15 protein-coding genes are annotated in these 18329 nt (G+C 73.6%); 13 read left to right on the top strand and 2 right to left on the bottom strand.

The genetic code is table 11. The features are described 5' to 3' along the window. Positions 1 to 407 precede the first annotated feature (407 nt). The 8 genes from ACFV6D_RS32565 to ACFV6D_RS32600 all read left to right on the top strand — a co-directional run bounded on the left by ACFV6D_RS32565 (position 408) and on the right by ACFV6D_RS32600 (position 7834). On the top strand, positions 408 to 1721 hold the full coding sequence (locus tag ACFV6D_RS32565; protein ID WP_380562368.1) for an ATP-binding protein: 1314 nt from the start codon (positions 408 to 410) through the stop codon (positions 1719 to 1721). Beyond that, positions 1718 to 2128: a roadblock/LC7 domain-containing protein gene (locus tag ACFV6D_RS32570; RefSeq protein ID WP_063349165.1), complete on the top strand. Its 411-nt coding sequence runs from the start codon at positions 1718 to 1720 to the stop codon at positions 2126 to 2128. The genes ACFV6D_RS32565 and ACFV6D_RS32570 overlap by 4 nt, the downstream gene beginning before the upstream one ends. Next, positions 2125 to 2499: a DUF742 domain-containing protein gene (locus ACFV6D_RS32575; protein ID WP_350881090.1), complete on the top strand. Its 375-nt coding sequence runs from the start codon at positions 2125 to 2127 to the stop codon at positions 2497 to 2499. Before ACFV6D_RS32570 ends, ACFV6D_RS32575 begins: the two co-directional genes overlap by 4 nt. Continuing rightward, complete coding sequence (locus ACFV6D_RS32580) at positions 2474 to 3064, top strand: ATP/GTP-binding protein (RefSeq protein WP_063349167.1); 591 nt, start codon at positions 2474 to 2476, stop codon at positions 3062 to 3064. Before ACFV6D_RS32575 ends, ACFV6D_RS32580 begins: the two co-directional genes overlap by 26 nt. Before the next feature lie 73 nt (positions 3065 to 3137). Continuing rightward, a complete protein-coding gene (locus ACFV6D_RS32585) occupies positions 3138 to 4523 on the top strand; it encodes a cytochrome P450 (protein WP_380429975.1) in 1386 nt (461 codons plus the stop codon). 266 nt (positions 4524 to 4789) lie between these two features. Beyond that, a complete protein-coding gene (locus ACFV6D_RS32590; RefSeq protein ID WP_363370387.1) occupies positions 4790 to 5980 on the top strand; it encodes a cytochrome P450 in 1191 nt (396 codons plus the stop codon). Next, positions 5977 to 6903 (top strand): enoyl-CoA hydratase/isomerase family protein, encoded by a 927-nt coding sequence (locus ACFV6D_RS32595; RefSeq protein WP_380562370.1) that lies wholly within the window; start codon positions 5977 to 5979, stop codon positions 6901 to 6903. Before ACFV6D_RS32590 ends, ACFV6D_RS32595 begins: the two co-directional genes overlap by 4 nt. Positions 6904 to 7030: 127 nt before the next feature. Then, a complete protein-coding gene (locus ACFV6D_RS32600; RefSeq protein WP_380562372.1) occupies positions 7031 to 7834 on the top strand; it encodes a hypothetical protein in 804 nt (267 codons plus the stop codon). A 183-nt stretch (positions 7835 to 8017) separates the two neighbouring features. On the opposite strand, the gene ACFV6D_RS32605 is transcribed toward ACFV6D_RS32600, so the two are convergent. Next, on the bottom strand, positions 8018 to 10960 hold the full coding sequence (locus ACFV6D_RS32605) for an FtsK/SpoIIIE domain-containing protein (RefSeq protein WP_380562374.1): 2943 nt from the start codon (positions 10958 to 10960) through the stop codon (positions 8018 to 8020). A gap of 320 nt (positions 10961 to 11280) precedes the next feature. On the opposite strand from ACFV6D_RS32605, the gene ACFV6D_RS32610 reads away from it, so the two are divergent. The 3 genes from ACFV6D_RS32610 (at position 11281) to prfB (ending at position 15827) form a co-directional block, all read left to right on the top strand. Next, positions 11281 to 13149, top strand: a complete 1869-nt coding sequence (locus tag ACFV6D_RS32610; protein ID WP_380562376.1) for a serine/threonine-protein kinase — start codon at positions 11281 to 11283, stop codon at positions 13147 to 13149. Between the two features lie 228 nt (positions 13150 to 13377). Then, positions 13378 to 14637: a serine/threonine-protein kinase gene (locus ACFV6D_RS32615; protein WP_063349170.1), complete on the top strand. Its 1260-nt coding sequence runs from the start codon at positions 13378 to 13380 to the stop codon at positions 14635 to 14637. Positions 14638 to 14717: 80 nt separating this feature from the next. Then, entirely contained in the window at positions 14718 to 15827 is a 1110-nt protein-coding gene (gene prfB, locus ACFV6D_RS32620) for a peptide chain release factor 2 (RefSeq protein ID WP_380343626.1), read from the top strand. Positions 15828 to 15981: 154 nt separating this feature from the next. On the opposite strand, the gene ACFV6D_RS32625 is transcribed toward prfB, so the two are convergent. After that, positions 15982 to 16176, bottom strand: a complete 195-nt coding sequence (locus ACFV6D_RS32625) for a hypothetical protein (protein WP_063349172.1) — start codon at positions 16174 to 16176, stop codon at positions 15982 to 15984. Positions 16177 to 16525: 349 nt separating this feature from the next. Between ACFV6D_RS32625 and ftsE the strand changes: the two genes are divergently transcribed. Both ftsE and ftsX read left to right on the top strand, forming a co-directional pair. Then, positions 16526 to 17215, top strand: a complete 690-nt coding sequence (ftsE, locus tag ACFV6D_RS32630) for a cell division ATP-binding protein FtsE (RefSeq protein ID WP_063349173.1) — start codon at positions 16526 to 16528, stop codon at positions 17213 to 17215. 86 nt (positions 17216 to 17301) lie between these two features. Next, positions 17302 to 18213, top strand: a complete 912-nt coding sequence (ftsX, locus tag ACFV6D_RS32635; RefSeq protein ID WP_063349174.1) for a permease-like cell division protein FtsX — start codon at positions 17302 to 17304, stop codon at positions 18211 to 18213. Positions 18214 to 18329: the final 116 nt, after the last annotated feature.

Here is an 18329-nt window from a genome sequence, read left to right on the forward strand (position 1 = left end):
CCCGCGTCCACGGACGCGGGCCCGCCGCTTTTCGTTGCCGCCGGCGACGGGCGGCCGGCGGGCGGCGGATTCCGGACGGTGACGGAGCCATCACGCTGCGCGCGAGCCGGGGTGCGGCCGGGAAGTGTCCCCGCGATTAACGTCGCGCTACGAACTCCTCCCATTCCCACCGGAGTTCCCGTCCGGTCGCGAAATTTCGCCCCAACTGCCCTTTTTGGCAGCTGTTCTGACCTACCAGGAGTTGCAGTAGGCTGACCCCGCGATAGGCGTCGCCGCAGGTCCCGTGCCGGAAAGCACCGCGATGTGATGTGACATCAGGTGTCTTTCGGAGGGGGTTCAGGCCGCCAGTCCCATTCGCGCCTTGGGGCCCGGACCGGCTCCACACGGTGCCACCTGAAGAGAGTTTCATGACGTCATTTGTGCAGGAACCCTTTTTCTGGGTCTTCATCGTGGTGATGCTCGCAGCCGTCGGAGCGGCCCTCCAGGCCCGCAGGACGAACCTCGCCCTGCGGAGGCGAAACGTTTCCCTGGAGGAGGCCAGCGCCCTGGCACAGCGGCAGCGCGACGAGTTCGCCGTGCTGCACGACCAGCTGCGGAACCAGCACGCATCCGAGCTGACGGACGTCCGCCGCGACGCCGAGGAGGACACCAAGGCCGTCCTCAAGGCGGCGATGCGGACGCTGCAGGGCTTGGCCGACGAGCAGCAGGTCGTCATCGACAAGGTGCAGCGGAAGTACGGCGACAGCCCGCAGATCCTGGCCGACCTGATGACGATCGACCACACGAACAGCCAGTTCGGCCGACGCGCCCAGGGCATCGCGGTGCTCTGCGGCGGCTGGCTGGGCCGCCGTGAGAGCGTCGCCTCGGTCTACGACGTGGTCCGCAGCGCCCAGGGCCGGATCCGGCACTTCGACCGGGTGCGGATCCACTCCCAGGTCAGCGTCGCGCTCGTCAGCAAGGTCGTCGAGCCCGTCGCCGTCGTGCTGTCCGAGCTGCTCGCCAACGCGACCAACTACTCCGCCCCGGACACCCCGGTGGAGGTCAGCGTCCAGGCCGTCCCCACCGGCGTCTGCCTGATCGTCGACGACGCCGGCCTCGGCATGGGCCAGGAGGAGAAGGACCGCGCGGCGGTGCTCCTGAACCCGGGCGCGCCGATCGGCCTCACCAGCCTGGGCAACCCCCCGAAGTTCGGCTTCGCCGTCTCCGGCATGCTGGCCGCCCGCTACGGCTTCCGGGTCTCCGTCGACTCGGTCTCCCCGTACGGGGGCGTGCGGGCCGTGGTGCTGCTGCCGGCCGAGCTGCTCAGCAGCGAGGTCGCGGCCCCGGCCCCGGCCACCGCCGTGCACGGCGAGCACCAGGCCGCGCACGGTGACCACCAGGGCGCGCGCGGCGACTACCAGGCCCCGCCGGCGGAGCAGCCCGCGCAGGCCTGGGCGCAGGCCCCCGGTCAGCGGCTCGTGTCGCTGCCCGAACCGGCGGCGCCGCTGGCCCCGGTGCCGGCGGCGGCGGTGACGGAACCGGAGATGACCGCGGACGGACAGCTGCCCCGCCGCCGCCGCAACCGCCCGGTGTCCGTCCTCCCGTCCCCGCAGGACCCCGGCCGGGCCGAGGCGCCGGTGCGGAGCCCCGTCCAGAACACGCCGTCCCGCCTCGGCGCGTTCCAGCGCGGCACGCTGTCCGGGCGCAACACCACGAACACGGAAGGAACCGAGATCCAGTGAGCCGCGATCTTTCCTGGGTGCTCAACGACGTACTCCAGGTACCCGGCGCCCGGCACGCCATCCTCGTCTCCGCCGACGGCCTCCTGCTCGAACGGTCCAGCGAGATAGGCCGTGACGAGGCGGAGACCAACGCCGCCGCGATGAGCTCGATGCAGTCGCTGAGCCGCGCGGTCGCCCCGTTCGTCGGCGCAGACGGCGCAGGCGCCGGGGTCTGGCGCCAGACCCTGCTGGAGTACGACCACGGCTGGATCTTCCTGATCGCGGCCGGCAGCGGCGCGTACCTGGCCGCCTCCACCGCCCCCGACGTCGACATGGAGGCGATGTCCTTCCGGATGCAGCAGCAGGTCGGCGCGCTCGGACGGGCGATGTCGGCGGCGCCGCGCCAGAGCACGCTCAGCGGCTCATGACGGCCGGCGGCGAGGAACAGCGGGTCACCGGCGGCTTCATCCGCTCGTACGTGATCACCGGTGGGCGCGAGTTACCGAGTGCGGAGGCCCTGTCTCTGATCACCTTGGTCACCGTCGCGCCCGAGCAGGACCTCCCGGCCCTGCCGAGCCCGGAGACCCGGGCGATCTGGGAGCTGTGCTCCGGCGGCTACCTCTCGGTGGCCGAGGTCGCGGCCCGGCTGGAGCTGCCGGTGGGGGTCGTGAGGCTGCTGCTGACGGACCTGATCCATGAGGGACGGTTGCTGTGCCGGTCGGCCCCGCCCCCGGCCCAGGCCCCGGATCCGAGACTTCTAGAGAAGGTACTGCATGGACTTCAACGCCGGTTCGCCTGAGGACATCTACGTCCCGGGCGCGGTGACGACCGCGGTCAAGATCCTGGTCGTGGGGCACTTCGCGGTCGGCAAGACCACGCTCATCGGGGCCTTGTCGGAGATCGCCCCGCTGAGCACCGAGGAGAGCATGACGCAGGCGTCCATCCGCGTCGACGACCTCCGCGGCGTACCGGACAAGAAGACCACGACCGTCGCCCTGGACTTCGGCCGGCTGACACTCGGCGACGACCTGGTGCTGTACCTGTTCGGCACTCCGGGGCAGCAACGGTTCATGCAGCTCTGGGAGGACATGGCGCGGGGCGCGCTGGGAGCGCTGCTGCTGGCCGACCCGACCCGCCTCGCGGACACCTTCCCCGTCATCGACCTGATCGAGCAGTACGGCCTGGAGTACGCCGTGGCGGTCAACAGCTTCGACCGGCAGGACGAGTACACCGAGGACCAGCTGCGCGAGGCACTCGACCTGCTGCCGCACACCCCGGTGGTGTTCTGCGACGCGCGGGACCAGCGCTCCTCGGCCGACGCCCTGCTGACGCTCGTCCGGCACCTGCTCGCCCGCGCCTCCTGACCTCCCCCGCGCCTCCCTCCCCGCACGCCTCCCGGGTCCGCACCCGCCCGGGGCCACCTCCAAGGAACGACCCATGGATTCTCCGCAGCGACCCGCCCCGCAGTCGCCTCCGCAGGGCTGCCCGATGCACGTCGGCGTGAGCACACCGCTCTACGGGGAGATGTTCTCGTCCGACCCCGGCGCGGTCTACGACAAGCTGCGCGCCAACGGCCCCGCCGCGCCGGTGGAGTTGGCCCCTGGGGTGGAGGCCACCCTGGTCACCTCGCACGAGGCCGCCCTGCGGGTGCTGCAGAACCCGGGGATGTTCGCCCGGGACTCGCGGCGCTGGGCGGCGCTCAACGAAGGACGGGTGCCGATGGACAGCCCCGTCCTGCCGATGATGTTCTACCGGCCCAACTGCCTCTTCACGGACGGCGCCGAGCACCTGCGGCTGCGCAAGGCCGTCACCGAGAGCCTGGGCCGGCTCAACGACAACCGGCTCAACCGGCACGTCGAGCGGATCGCCGGCTACCTGATCGACCAGTTCAGTCCGCTGGGCCGGGCCGACCTGCTCAACGACTACGCCAAGCTGCTGCCGCTGCTGCTGTTCAACCAGCTGTTCGGCTGCCCGGCCGACATCGGCGACCGGCTGACCCGCAGCATGTCCGCGCTCTTCGACGGCCTCGACGTGATCCAGGCCAACGAGGAGCTGACCGCCTGCCTGATGGACCTGGTCGCGCTGAAGCGCCGCCAGCCCGGCGACGACATCACCTCGTGGCTCATCCAGCACCCGGCCGGCCTGCGGGACGAGGAGCTCAAGGACCAGCTGGTCATGTTGATGGGCGCCGGCGTCGAGCCCGAGCGCAACCTGATCGGCAACGCGCTGCTCCTGCTGCTGTCCGGCGAGGGCCGCTCCGGACTGCGCATCGAGGACGCCCTCGACGACGTGCTGTGGAACAACCCGCCGATCGCCAACTACGCCACGCACTACCCGATGCAGGACCTCGACGTGGGCGGGGTCCCGATGGACGCGGGCAGCCCGGTGGTGATCAGCTTCGCCGCCGCCAACAGCGACCCCGCGCTGACGGACGCCCGGCTGACCCTCAGCAAGGGGGCCCACCTGGCCTGGGGCGCCGGCCCGCACGCGTGCCCGGCCAAGTCCCCGGCCCAGCTGATCGCCCTGAGCGCGATCGAGTGCCTGCTCAACGCCCTCCCGGACGTCACGCTCGCGGTGCCCGCGGAGAGCGTGGAATGGCGGCCGGGCCCGTTCCAGCGCGGCCTGGTCTCGCTGCCGGTCCGGTTCAGCCCGGCGCCCGCCCGGACCACGCGGCCGGCCGCGGGCGCGGACACCGCGCCGGGCGGGTCGCCGGTCGGCGCCGAGGCGACGCAGGCGTACCCGCAGGCCACCGCCCCCGCGCCGGGCCGGGCCGGGCAGAAGAAGGGGTGGTGGAGCTCCTTCCTGGACGTCTTTCGGGTCTGACACGCCCCGGGCTCCGATCCGACGCGCCGTCGGAAGCCGTTCCGCCACCGCGGCGTGAACGGAGTCCGACGGCGGTGCGGGTACGTGACGGGGGCAACACGGATCGACGCTTGAGCGCGCTGTTGCTGGGTAGATCGCCGCCGTACTGCCCGCCCGCGCGTAAGGAGCCCCGTGTGACCGCCACGTTGGAAGCCCGCCCCGCAGACCCGGAGCGCCCGGACGGAAGGGTGGTCGACCGCCGCGCCGCCGTGCCGCTCCTGCGCAGGCTGCGGTCGGCCGAGGGACTCGCCGACCCGAGCCCGGTCTACGACGGGCTGCGGGCGCTGGGAGACCTCGTCCCGGCGCCCTGGGGCGGCTACCTGGTCACCGGGTACGACGCGTGCGACCAGGTCCTGCGCGGCAGGACCTGGCTCGTCCCCGACTTCGCCTGGCAGGAACGGCAGACCGAGACGGGGCGCTGGGACGCCGTCGCCACCCAGGAGATGAGCCGGACCCTCTCCCGGCTCAACGCCCCCGACCACACCCGGCAGCGGCGCAGCCTCGGGAACCTCTTCGACCGGAACACCCTCCGGGACATGGAGCCGCAGATCGAGGCCGACGTCGCCGAACTGCTGGACCGCCTGGCCGAGCGAATACGGACGGACGGCGAGGCGGACCTCTCCGCCCTGGTCAGCGAGCAGCTGCCGATCGGCACCGTCGGGCGCTGGCTGGACATCGCCCCGGCGGACTACCCGCACATCCTGACGATGACCCACAACCAGGTGCACGCCCAGGAACTCCTGCCCACCAAGAGCCAGCTGGCGGTCTCCGAGCAGGCCACCATGGACCTGCGCGAGTACTTCACCCGCCTCGTCCGGGAGCGCCGCGACAACGACGGCGACGACGTGATCGCCGGCTGGATCCGCACCTGGGACGCGCTGGAGTCCGACCGCGAGGCCACCGACCGGATGGTCTACCAGCTCACCATGTTCGTCACCATCGCCTCGCTGGAGACCACGGCGACGCTGCTCTCCTCGCTGGTGTGGTCGCTGCTGCGGTCGCCCGGCCGGTGGGAGTGGCTGCGGGAGCGGCCGGAGCACATCGACGACGCGATCGACGAGGCGCTGCGCTACGACCCGCCGGTCCGCGTCAACAGCCGCGTCGCGGGCGAGGACACCGAGCTGGCCGGGGTGTTCCTGCCCAAGGACACCATGGTCCACGTGATGTACGGCGCGGCCAACCGCGATCCGCGCCGCAACCCGGACCCGCACACCTTCGACGTGCTCCGCCGGGGCACCCACCTCACCTTCGGCGGCGGCGCCCACTACTGCCTCGGCGCGGGCCTGGCCAGGCTGGAGGCGCGCGCCCTGCTCGGCCAACTGCTGCGGCGCTTCCCGACCCTGAGGGCGGTGAGCCCGCCCGAGTACGCACCCCGGATGGTCTTCCACCGGGTGACGTCCCTGAGAGTGGCCGCATGAATGTGTTCCCGCAGGTTCCCCAGGTGCCCCAGGTTCCGCAGTACCCGCCGCACGCGGCGCAGCCGTCGTACCTCCCGTACCCGTACCCGTACCCCGAGCCCGTCGCGTCGCCCGTCCCGCCGCCCACCCCGGAGCCCGTTCCCGCGCCCGCGGTGGCCCGTACGGTCCGTACCGAGCGCCAGGGCCCCGTGCTCCACATCGAGTTGGACAGCCCGGCGACCGGGAACGCCGTCACCTCGGCCATGCTGGACGAACTCCTCGCCGTGCTGGCCGTACCCGATCCGGCCGTGCGCGTGATCGTGCTGTCCGCGGCCGGCCGGGACTTCTGCCTCGGCGGCGACCGCGACGAACTCCTCGCGGGCCTGGACGAGGACCCGACCGGCGGCCGCATACGGGCCTACGGGGACAAGGCCCGCCGGGTCTGCGACGCCCTCGTCAACAGCCCCGCCGTCACCGTCGCCCGGGTCCAGGGCCGGGCGACCGGCGCCGGCTTCGCCCTGGCGCTCGCCTGCGACCTGCGGGCCGGCGCCGACAACGCCGTCTTCCGGCTGCCCGAGCTGGCCCTCGGCCTGCCCGTCGCCTGGGGCGGCCTGCTGCCCCGGCTGCTGCACGAGGTCGGCGCGGCCCGGGTCCGCGAGATCATCCTCACCGGCCGCCCGGTCGGCGCGGCGGAGGCGCGGGAGCTCGCCATCCTGCAGCGCGTCGTCCCCGAGCAGGACCTGGACGGGGCGGTCGCCGAGTGGGTCAGGCCCGTCACGCGCCGCCCCGAGGCCGCACTGCGGGTCACCAAGACGCTGCTGGCCTCCCACGCCTCGGCGACCCGGCTGGCCGACGCCTCCATGCTCGACGCCGAGCTGATGGCCTCGGTCCTGGCCGCCGCCCACTACACCCACACCGCCGCCGGCCGGGGGCCGGCCTCCTGACCGGTGCGTGCGAAGGGGCCCGCTAGAACCCAAGGAGGATGCGGGCCCCTTCCGCGTGTGTGGGGACCGGTGGTGGATCGTGTCCGAACGTCCGCTACCGTGTGCGGTCGACGAAGCGGAGATGATCATGGCGGGGATGACGCGCGGCGTGCGCGTAGCGGGGGCCGTGCTGACGACGGCCCTGGTCGTGGCCGGAGCGGCGGCCTGCGCGGGGGACGAGGGCGGAGCCGCCGCGGCGGCCAGTACACCGCCGCAGCCGTTCGGCGCCGCAGGCTACCGCGGGCTCCAGCTCTCGATGACCAAGGAGGAGGCGCTCACCTCCGGGGCCCTGGAGCCGTCGCCGGTCTCGCTGCTCAACGGCTGCACCGACTACGCGTACAAGGGCGGCCCGGCGCCGGACCCGGTCCGGATGGCGGCCGAGGCGGAGGTCCGTACGAAGGTCGACAAGGCTCGGGCCAGGATCGACGAGATCAAGGCGGCCAGGAAGCCGGTCGCGCCCCTGGCCCCCGGGGCCTCCTCGAAGGAGCGGCAGGAGTACCTCGCGGGCCTTCGGGAGCAGCTCGATCAGACCGAGGCGGGGCGGCAGGAGATGGCCGTGCTCTACAAGGACCTGGACCTCATCGGCCCGGCCCGCAAGAACCGGGACCAGGCCTTCCTGGCCACCGGCCGGGTCAACTTCGGTACCGAGGGCCTGCGTCAGCTGGTCGCCCCGGCGGACGCCCGCACCGCCGAGGGAGTCGGCGCCGGTTCGGCGGAGGAGGAGCTCAAGCGGGCCTACGAGGGCAAGGACCTCAAGCCGACCAAGGACGGCACGTACGAACTCCCGGCCGAGGGCGGCAACGGCGGCCCGGACTGGTTCTACGAGTTCACCATGGCCGAAGGCAAGGTCGCAGGCCTCGCCCTGGTCAAGCACAACACGTACTGCTCCTGACGTACTGCTCCTGAGAATCGACGGCGACGCCTCGGCCGAGGAAAGGCGCACGGCGCCAGGACCTCCGTCCGTTCGAGGCGGCACGGATGTGGCTCCGCTCTCGGCGGCCCCGGCCGACCCCGGTCGGGGCCGCCGTCGTGTTCGCGGTTCCTGGGAAGTGGGCGGCGCGCTGGTGCGAGCCGGTCAGTGGGCGGCCGCGCGTTGGAGGGCGCTGGCGAGGAGGGCGAGGTCGGTGGGGCCGTTGCCGAGTTCGCGGACCGGGCGGCGGGCGGGTGGGGCGCCGAGTTGGAGCGGGTCGATCGCGACGACGGTGGGGCGCAGGGTGGCGGTGCGCGGGATGCGGCCGCTGATCCGGGCGGTCTGGAAGGCGGTGACGCCGCCGTCCGGCAGGCGCAGGTAGCCGCGGCCGGGGGTGTCCTCGGGCAGGGCGGCCGCGTCGCCGAGGTGGATCAGCAGGTCGGAGTCGGCCGGGTCCTCGGTGCGCAGCGCGATGCGGAGCAGGGCGGCCTCGTCGACCTCGGTGCCGGCGCTCTCCTCCGGGTGGCCGGTGGTGACCGCGAGGTGGACGCCGAGCGGGCCGCCGTGGCGGGCGACGGCGGCGAGGGCGCGGGCGAGCGGGCGGCCGGCCGGGGAGGTGGGGGAGAGGAGGGCGTCGTAGTCGTCCACGACGACGACCAGGCGGGCGGGGCAGGGGGCGGCGGCGGGGGAGGTGACCGGCCGGGGGCCGTCGCCACCGCTGCGCGGGTGGATGATCTTCGGGGTGGCGGCGGAGGCCGCGCCGACGACGGCGGGCACCGGGACGGCCGGGTGTCCGGCCAGGCCCTGCCCGTCCAGGCTCTGCGCGTCCAGGCTCTGCCCGTCCAAGATACGGGCGGCGTGCCAGGAGGCGAAGTCCAGTCCGTCGAACAGCCGCTCGCGCAGGGCGAGTTCGTCCTCCAGAGCCTCCGCGGCGAGCAGCGCGGCCCGCGGGTCGTCGGCGGCGTTCACCAGGCCGGTGACGTGCGGCAGTTCGGTGCAGCCGTCCAGGCCGTCCTCGGTGGACCGGCCCTCGATGAGGGTGACGGTGAGGCGCTCGGGGCGTTCCGAGACGGCGAGCGAGGCGACCAGGGTGCGCAGCAGCTCGGTCTTGCCGGAGCCGCGGGCGCCGCCGATGAGCAGGTGCGGGCCGCCCGGGTCGGGGGAGGGGAGGGCGAGTTCGGGGTCGGCCAGGTCGAGCGTGCAGAGCTCGTCCCGGGTGGTGCCGAGCAGCGCGGTGGCGGCGCCGATGCCGCCGGCGTGCGCCGCCCAGCGGGCGGACAGCTTGGCCGGGGTGACGGTGTCGAGCTGGAGCAGGTCGAGCAGCCGCAGTGCGTCGGGCAGCGGGCCGCGGGCGGCCGGGGCGGCCTCGCGTAGCGGGGCGAGCACGCGGGCGAGCCGTTCGGCCCAGGCGTCGGAGACGGCGTCCAGGGAGACCTCGTGCAAGGTCTCCCGGCCGCGGGCGACGGGGCGGTCGAGGGAGAGCTGGGTGCCGACCTCGCCGGTGATCAGGGCGGTGGCGCCGAGGCCTCGGGGGAGCAGTTCGGGTTGCTCGGCGAGGCAGACCGGGAAGATGCCGACGGCCGGTCCCTGGCGCAGCAGCAGGTCGACGGCCTGCCGGGCGGTCTCGGTGGTCGGGCGGCCGTCCACCACGACGACGGTGGCGGGGTGGCCGCCGAGGCCGGCCGGGCCGCTGAGCCGGGCGGTGAGTTCGGTCAGCCGGGCGGTGGCCTGTTCGTCGTCGAGGCCGAGCAGCAGCCTGCAGTCCTGGCCGTCGGCGGGGCGCAGGTGGGGCAGCCAGAGGGCCCAGGCCCAGGTGTCGGCGCGTTCTTCGGGGGTGCGGGCCTGGTCGGCGTCGACGACGACCAGGCTCAGGCCGGTCGGCGGGTGCAGGGCGGCGAGCTGGGCGACGACGGCCCGGGTGAGTGCGTCCAGGCGTTCGCGCGGGCCGCTGAGGCCGAGGCTGCCGGCGGTCTGCAGGTCGAGGGTGACGGGGACGGCGGGCAGCATGGTGCCGGGTGCGGTGCCGGGGCCGCCGGGGCGGTCGGCGGTGCCCAGGCGCAGGGTGAGCGCGTCGGGGTGGCCGGGGCCGCGCTCCCAGAGCCGGGGGCCGGGGCCGACGGCGTTGAGCAGCAGGGTGGCGAGATCCGGCCACCGTTCGCGCTGGGCGGCGGCCTGGCGCAGTCGTACGGCGGTGTGGTGGCGTTCGGCGCTCTCCTGGCCGGGCGGTTCGGCGGTGCGGCCGAGTCGCAGCGAGAGCAGGCCGCGGCTGCGGCCGGGGGCGGGTTCGGGGGCGGCGGGGGGTTCGGCTACCGGCGGGGTGGGGCGGACCGGTCCTGGGGCGGCGAGCTGGAGGTGGCCGTGGCCGTCGGGCAGGGCGGCGCGGCCGGTGCCGTCGGCCGGGTCGGGGGTGGCCACGTGCAGGGTGGATTCGCCGATGCGCAGCAGGGCGCCGGCTTCCAGCGGGACGGCTTCCTCGGGGGCTCCGGGCGGGACGAGCCGACCGTCCAGGGTGGTGCCGTTGGTGGAGCCGAGGTCGCGGACGGTGATCCTGCCGTCGTCGGCGAGGTGCAGGGCCAGGTGCAGCCGGGAGACGTCGGGGTCGTCGAGCGGGACGTCGGCTTCGCCGGAGCGGCCGATCCGGATCTCCCGGCCGTGCAGCCGGTGCACTCCGCCGGCGTCGGGGCCGCCGACCACGCGAAGTTCGGCGGCGGCGGGGGTGTCGTCGGGGTCGTCGGCGGTCGGGTCGGGCTCGTTGAGGCTGAGGACGGCCCCGTCGAGGAGCGGGGGGTGGCCGAGCAGCGTGTGCTCGTCGACCCGGTGCGCCCCGGCGTACAGGTGCACGTGGGTGGCGGCCCGGGGCCCGCGCACGCCGACGGCGCCGGCGAGGGCGCCCGCGAGGGAGCCGAGCGCGGTGCCGACGGGGGCGGTGACCAGCACGTCCACGTAGGGGATGGCGGAGCCGGCGGCGGCCGGGCCGCTGCGCGGTCGGAGGACGGTCAGCCGGATCTGCATCTCGCCCGCGGGTCCCTTCTGCTGGTGTGGAGCCTGGTACCGCTGCCCGGTGTCGTCGCGGGCGCGCGGGGCGGCCGCGGCGACCCTTTGGGCCACACGAGTGGCGAGTGTCCATCCTGCCATCCGTCACGGACAGTCCGCGCACCGTACCGGATTTGACGATCTTGCGATCATCGCCATGGTGGAGGCGACGGAGGGTCAGGTCAACCGGTGCGGCGAGGGCCCCGTCGGCGGGCCCGCCGAACCGGTCCGGGAACTCCCCTAGGGGATGTCCCCCAACCCCTCCGGGATGGCCTGCCGGTCGCCCCAAAAACCTGAACGGACACCGTTAGAGTGGCCGCAGACACGGGCCCGGCAGGCTCACCGCACCGGCGGAGGAGCGCCCCGCGCGGGCGGCACGACGAGGAGTGCGACAGGTGCGGCCAGTCGGCAGCAAGTATCTGCTTGAGGAGACCCTCGGACGGGGTGCCACCGGGACGGTCTGGCGCGGCCGGGTGCGCCCCGACGTCCAGGTGCCCGGCAGCGAGCCCGGGCAGCTGGTGGCGATCAAGGTGCTGCGCGAGGAACTGGCGTCCGACCCGGACGTCGTGATGCGCTTCCTGCGCGAGCGCTCGCTGCTGCTGCGGCTGACCCACCCGAACATCGTCCGGGTCCGCGACCTGGTGGTCGAGGGCGAGCTGCTGGCCCTGGTGATGGACCTGATCGACGGCCCCGACCTGGCCCGCTACCTGCGCTCCAACGGCCCGTTCAGCCCGATCGCCGGCGCCCTGCTGATGGCCCAGGTCGCGGACGCGCTGGCGGCCAGCCACGAGGACGGGATCGTCCACCGCGACCTCAAGCCGGCCAACGTGCTGCTCGCCTCCACGGTGCTGGACGGCACCGAGCAGATGCACCCGATGCTGACCGACTTCGGCATCGCCCGCCTCGCCGACTCCCCGGGCATCACCCGCACCCACGAGTTCGTCGGCACCCCCGCCTACATCGCGCCGGAGTCCGCCGAGGGCCGCCCGCAGACCTCCGCGGTGGACGTCTACGGCGCCGGGATCATGCTGTACGAGCTGGTCACCGGCCGCCAGCCGTTCCAGGGCGACAGCGCGATCGCGCTCCTCCACGCCCACCTGGCGCAGGAGCCGCAGCGGCCCAGCACCATGCCCGAGCCGCTGTGGACGGTGATCGAGCGCTGCCTGCGCAAGGACCCGGCGCAGCGGCCGTCCGCGACCTCGCTGGCCCGCGCGCTGCGGGTGGTGGCGGCCGGCGTCGGGGTGCACGCCTCCCCGTCGGCGGTGGACGAGGCGCTCGCGGTCGGCTCGCTGCTGCTGCCGGACCCGCGCCCGACCTCCGTCCCGAGCGCCGGTGCGGGCGTCCCCGGTCTGACGCTGGCCGCCCCGGCCGCCCCGCAGTACGACCCGGCCGGGGCGACCCAGGTGATGGGCACCCAGCCGCCGCCCGCCCCGCCGTTCGGGGCCCCGGACCGCACCCAGGTGATGCCGCCCACCGTCGTGCCACCGCCCCCGCCGGGCGCTCCGGGTGTTCCGGGGTCTCCGGGGGAGGAGACGCCGCACCCGTGGCAGACGCAGCTGCGGGCGGCCCGGGACCGCAACCAGCAGACCCAGGTCGGCTACTTCGGCCCGGAGGACTTCGAGGACCCGCAGGTCGCCCCGAGGCCCTTCCAGGCCGGCCCCCCCGGCTACCAGCCGCAGCCGCCGGCCGGCTACCACCCGGACCAGCGGCGCCAGGGCCCGCCGCCGCCCGGGTACGCCCAGCGGCCGCCGGTGGCCCCGCCGCCCTACCAGGGCGGTCAGGGCTACCAGGCCGGGCAGTCCGGTCACGGCGGCCCGCCGCAGCCCGGGCCCGGTGGACGCCCGCAGCCGCCCGGCGGCTACCGGCCGGCCCCGGCCGCGTACGGGCAGTCGCAGGGCGGCTACCCGCCCCCGCCCGCCCCGGTCCCGCGCCGGGCCGAGCCGCCGGCGCCGCAGCACCGCGAATCGCCGCAGCACCGCGAGCCCCCGCAGCGCCGGGACGAGCCGCGTCGGGACGAGCCGCGCGAGCAGGACCGCCGCGAGCCCGCCCCGCCGCGCGAGCGGCGCCCGCGCAGCCGCAACCGGATGTACATCCCCGGGCTCGGCTGCCTCAAGGGGTGTCTGGTGGTGCTGCTGGTGCTGGTGGTGGCCGGGGTGGCGCTGTGGAACTTCACGCCGCTGCCGCACTACTGGGACAACATCCAGGGCTGGTTCAACACCGTGCGCGACTGGGCGGACGCCCTGTTCGGCAGCTCGAAGAACTGACGCCGGGCCAGGCCCTGCCGTGCGGGCCCGCCCGGTCCAGGGCCGGGCCCGCGCGGCGGGATTGACGCTTTGTCGACAATTCGCAAGATTTCTCGCCCGCGACTGCCCGCCCAGGGCCCTCGGGCGGCCCGCGCGGGGCGCCGGGGCGCGTAGGTTGGTCGCTGTTGTCCCGCCCCATCGAGCGCACCGGACCCCCGGGCGCGCTCCCGCGCCGCCCACGGAGCAGCATTGGCACGCAAGATCGGCAGCCGGTACACCGTCCACCAGGTGATCGGCCGGGGTTCGGCCGGGACGGTCTGGCTCGGTGAGGGGCCCGACGGCCCGGTGGCGGTCAAGCTGCTGCGCGAGGACCTGGCCGCCGACCAGGTGCTGGTCGGCCGCTTCGTCCAGGAGCGCGCCGCGCTGACCAGCCTCGACCACCCCCGGGTGGTCGGCGTGCGTGACATGGTCGTGGACGGCAGCGACCTCGCCCTGGTGATGGAGCTGGTCCAGGGCACCGACCTGCGCTCCCGGCTGGAGCGTGACGGCGCGCTCCCGCCGCAGACCGCCGCCTCGGTCATCGCGGACGTCGCCGACGGCCTGGCCGCCGCGCACGCCGCCGGCATCGTCCACCGCGACGTCAAGCCGGAGAACGTCCTGCTCGACCTCGCCGCCGCCCCCGGCCCCGGCGGCGCCCCGCGCGCCAAGCTCACCGACTTCGGCGTGGCCCGCCTGGTCGACGCCCCGCGCCGCACCCGGGCCACCCGGATCATCGGCACCCCCGACTACCTCGCCCCGGAGATCATCGAGGGCCTGGAGCCGCGCGCCGCCGTCGACATCTACGCCCTCGCCACCGTGCTGTACGAGCTGCTGGCCGGGTTCACCCCGTTCGGCGGCGGCCACACCGGCGCGGTGCTGCGCCGGCACGTCACCGAGCAGGTGCCGCCGATCCCCGGCCTGCCGGACGGGCTGTGGCGGATCATCTCCGAGTGCCTGGCCAAGGCCCCGGCCTCCCGGCTGCGGGCCGCCGAACTGGCGGCCCGGCTGCGCGAGCAGCTGCCCTCGCTGGCCGGCCTGCCGGTGTTGGCCGTGCCCTCCCAGGGCCGCGCCCCGGCGGAGGAGGCGCTGACCCCCGGTGAGGCCGTGTACGCCGAGGTGGACGCAGGCCCGGGAATCCACAAGCGCCGCCGGGGCCCGGCCGTCCCGCTGGTGCCCGGCGTCGCCCCCGACTCCACCCGGGACACCCACACCAGCCTGCGCCGCCCCTCCGCGGACGAGCTGGCCGCGTACGCCGCGGAGTCCCGTGCCCAGCGCACCGCCCCGGGCACCGGGCACCGCCGGGACCGGCAGGCGCTGCTGCGCCGCCGCCGGGTGCTGGCCGTCCTGCTGGCCACCGTCCTGCTGCTGGCGGGCGCCGCCGCGGCCTGGACGGCCTTCGCGGCCACCGCCCCGGACGCCGGTCACCCGGCCCGTCCGACGGTGTCCGGCACGGCCCCGCGGGCGCCGTAGCGGGCCGTCGGGCGGGTACCGCGAGAGCCGGAGGACCCCGGTGTCGTCATGACCACCCCCGGAACCATTACCCTGGGGGCGTGGCAGCCGTCGATCCTTCCGAAGAGCTCAAGAACCTCGAAACGACCATGGGGTCGATCGAGGCCGTCCTCGACCTGGACAAGATCCGGGCCGACATCGCTGTCCTGGAGGAGGCGGCAGGCGCCCCCAACCTGTGGGACGACATCGCGAACGCGCAGAAGGTGACCAGCCGGCTCTCCTTCCTCCAAGGCGAACTGCGCAAGGTCGAGGGCCTGCGCAGCCGCATCGACGACCTGGGCGTGCTGTTCGAGCTGGCCGAGGCCGAGGACGACGCGGACACCCGGGTCGAGGCCGAGTCCGAACTCGTCTCCCTCCAGAAGGCGGTCGAGGAGCTGGAGGTCCGCACCCTCCTGTCCGGCGAGTACGACGCCCGCGAGGCGCTGATCAACATCCGCGCCGAGGCCGGTGGCGTCGACGCCGCCGACTTCGCCGAGCAGCTGATGCGCATGTACCTGCGCTGGGCCGAGCGGCACGGGTACCCCACCGAGGTGTACGACACCTCGTACGCCGAAGAGGCCGGCATCAAGTCCGCGACCTTCACGGTCAAGGCGCCGTACGCCTACGGCACCCTGTCGGTCGAGCAGGGCACCCACCGCCTGGTCCGCATCTCGCCCTTCGACAACCAGGGCCGCCGGCAGACCTCCTTCGCCGGTGTCGAGGTGCTCCCGGTCGTCGAGCAGTCCGACCACGTCGACATCGACGAGGGCGACCTGCGGATCGACGTCTACCGCGCCTCCGGCCCCGGCGGCCAGGGCGTCAACACCACCGACTCGGCGGTGCGCATCACGCACCTCCCGACCGGTGTCGTGGTCTCCTGCCAGAACGAGCGCTCGCAGATCCAGAACAAGGCGTCCGCGATGAACGTCCTCCAGGCGAAGCTGCTGGAGCGGCGCCGCCAGGAGGAGCGGGCGGCGATGGACGCGCTCAAGGACAGCGGCAGCTCCTGGGGCAACCAGATGCGCTCCTACGTGCTGCACCCGTACCAGATGGTCAAGGACGTCCGGACGGAGTACGAGGTCGGCAACCCGCAGGGCGTGCTGGACGGCGACATCGACGGCTTCATCGAGGCCGGCATCCGATGGAGGAAGCAGCGGGAAACCGCGAGCTGAGCGTGAGGATGCCGGCCTCGATGAACATCAAGCACAGCATCGAGGCCGGCATCCGCTGGCGCAAGCAGCGCGAGACCGCCGCGCAGTAGGCGCAGGCATACGAAAGGGCCCCCGACCGCAGTGGTCGGGGGCCCTTTCGTATGCCTCGGTGGGTTCAGGCCAGTGCCTGCCGGGCGATCAGCGCCACCGCGAGCAGACCGGCCAGCAGGGCCAGCAGCATCGCGGGGGAGAACGCCGCGAACGGACCCTGCTGCTCCTGCAGCCGGGCCCGGTTGGCGCGGCAGACCGCGCAGCGCCCGTCACTCACGCGGCCGTTGCAGTTGGCGCACACCAGATGGTCGCAGGTCATGCGATCTCCTCCTCGCTGCTACAGCCAACGCACCGGACGGGGCTTTGGTTCCTCTTCTTGCCCTGTGCGGGGGAGCGCCCGAACACGGACGCCACCTCCACTCTGCCAGGTTCTGACCGTTCCGGCTCCCGGGCTGTGAGATGCCTCCCAATTTTCGGGGCATAACCAGACATTCTCCCCCAGATTTCGACGGCTGTCCTGGGCGGGCCCTGCACGCCGACCGACGATTCGCGTATGGTCCCAGACCGGGAGCGGCCCTTTCCGCTCCCGCCACCCGCCCCAGGGCCGGGCGCCCGGGGTGGACCGACCGAGGACTGGCGCCGCCTAGGATGGCCTCCGTGATGCAGCCGTGATCAGATTCGACAACGTCTCCAAGACCTATCCCAAGCAGAACCGTCCCGCCCTGGACAACGTCTCGCTGGAGATCGAGAAGGGTGAGTTCGTCTTCCTGGTCGGCTCGTCCGGCTCGGGCAAGTCCACCTTCCTGCGCCTGTGCCTGCGCGAGGAGCGCCCCTCCACGGGCGAGGTGCACGTGCTGGGCAAGGACCTCGGCAAGCTGTCCAACTGGAAGGTGCCGCACATGCGCCGCCAGCTGGGCACCGTCTTCCAGGACTTCCGCCTGCTGCCCAACAAGACGGTCGCGCAGAACGTCGCCTTCGCCCTCGAAGTGATCGGCAAGCCCAAGAGCGCCATCAACAAGGTGGTGCCCGAGGTGCTGGAGCTGGTCGGCCTCGGCGGCAAGGAGGACCGCATGCCGGGCGAGCTGTCCGGTGGTGAGCAGCAGCGCGTGGCGATCGCCCGCGCGTTCGTGAACCGTCCGATGCTGCTGATCGCGGACGAGCCCACCGGCAACCTCGACCCGCAGAACTCGGTCGGCATCATGAAGCTGCTCGACCGCATCAACCGCACCGGCACCACGGTGCTGATGGCCACCCACGACCAGGCCATCGTCGACCAGATGCGCAAGCGCGTCATCGAGCTCGACAAGGGGCTGCTCGTCCGCGACCAGGCCCGCGGCGTCTACGGATACCAGCACTGACCGACCGGCGCAGCCGGCGCTGAACCCGTAGGGCCGTCCGCCCGCGTCGCCAGACCAGCAGTACCGACCCTGGAGTTGTTACCCGCATGCGTGCCCAGTTCGTCCTGTCGGAGATCGGTGTGGGTCTCCGCCGCAACCTGACGATGACCATCGCGGTCGTGGTCAGTGTCGCGCTCTCCCTCGCCCTGGCCGGTTCCTCGCTCCTGGTCCGCGACCAGGTGAACTCCATGAAGGGGTACTGGTACGACAAGGTCGAGGTGAGCATCTACTTCTGCACCAAGTCGGACGCGCGCAACTCGCCGCAGTGCGACAAGGGTGCGGCCACCGACCAGCAGGTGCAGGACATCAAGGCCCAGCTGGACAAGATGGACTCGGTGGTCCAGTCGTCGGCCTTCGAGAGCTCCGCCGAGGCGTACAAGCACTGGAAGGAGATGAACCCGGACAACCCGCTCATCTCCGTCCTGGGCCCGGACGCGATGCCGCAGTCCTGGCGGGTCAAGCTGAACGACCCGACCAAGTACGACGTCATCCAGAGCGCCTTCGCCGGCAAACCCGGCGTCAAGTCGGTGGAGGACCAGCGGAAGATCCTGGAGAACCTGTTCGGCCTGCTCAACGGCCTCCAGACGGCGGCCTTCGTGATCATGGTGCTGATGCTGTTCGTCGCCCTGCTGCTGATCGTCAACACCGTCCGGGTGTCGGCGTACAGCAGGCGGCGCGAAACCGGCATCATGCGCCTGGTCGGTGCCTCGAACTTCTACGTCCAGATGCCGTTCATCGCCGAGGCCGCGTTCTCCGCGCTGCTCGGCGCGGCCATGGCCTCCGGGCTGCTGGTCGGCGGGCACTTCTTCGTCCAGAACTGGCTGGCCGACCGGGTGCAGTTCATCCACTTCATCGGCCTCGGCTCGGTGCTCGCGGTGATACCGCTGCTGATCGTGGTCGGTATGGGCATGGCCGGCGTGGCGGCGTTCTTCACCCTGCGCAAGTACCTCAAGGTCTGACCACCTCCGGCCCCGGGGGGGGGGGGGCGGGGCCCGCCCCCCCCCCCCCCCCCCCCCCCGCCCGCCCCCCCCGCGGCCCCCCCGCCCCCCCCCCACCCGCCAGAAAACAAAAAACA

The organism is Kitasatospora sp. NPDC059812, from assembly GCF_042732075.1.
In the GTDB taxonomy this organism is placed as follows: domain Bacteria; phylum Actinomycetota; class Actinomycetes; order Streptomycetales; family Streptomycetaceae; genus Kitasatospora.

Coding starts and splice junctions, on each gene's coding strand:
- ACFV6D_RS32565 (WP_380562368.1), top strand. CDS start 408: ATGACGTCATTTGTGCAGGAACCCTTTTTCTGGGTCTTCATCGTGGTG.
- ACFV6D_RS32575 (WP_350881090.1), top strand. CDS start 2,125: ATGACGGCCGGCGGCGAGGAACAGCGGGTCACCGGCGGCTTCATCCGC.
- ACFV6D_RS32580 (WP_063349167.1), top strand. CDS start 2,474: ATGGACTTCAACGCCGGTTCGCCTGAGGACATCTACGTCCCGGGCGCG.
- ACFV6D_RS32585 (WP_380429975.1), top strand. CDS start 3,138: ATGGATTCTCCGCAGCGACCCGCCCCGCAGTCGCCTCCGCAGGGCTGC.
- ACFV6D_RS32595 (WP_380562370.1), top strand. CDS start 5,977: ATGAATGTGTTCCCGCAGGTTCCCCAGGTGCCCCAGGTTCCGCAGTAC.
- ACFV6D_RS32600 (WP_380562372.1), top strand. CDS start 7,031: ATGGCGGGGATGACGCGCGGCGTGCGCGTAGCGGGGGCCGTGCTGACG.
- ACFV6D_RS32625 (WP_063349172.1), bottom strand. CDS start 16,176: ATGACCTGCGACCATCTGGTGTGCGCCAACTGCAACGGCCGCGTGAGT.
- ftsX (WP_063349174.1), top strand. CDS start 17,302: ATGCGTGCCCAGTTCGTCCTGTCGGAGATCGGTGTGGGTCTCCGCCGC.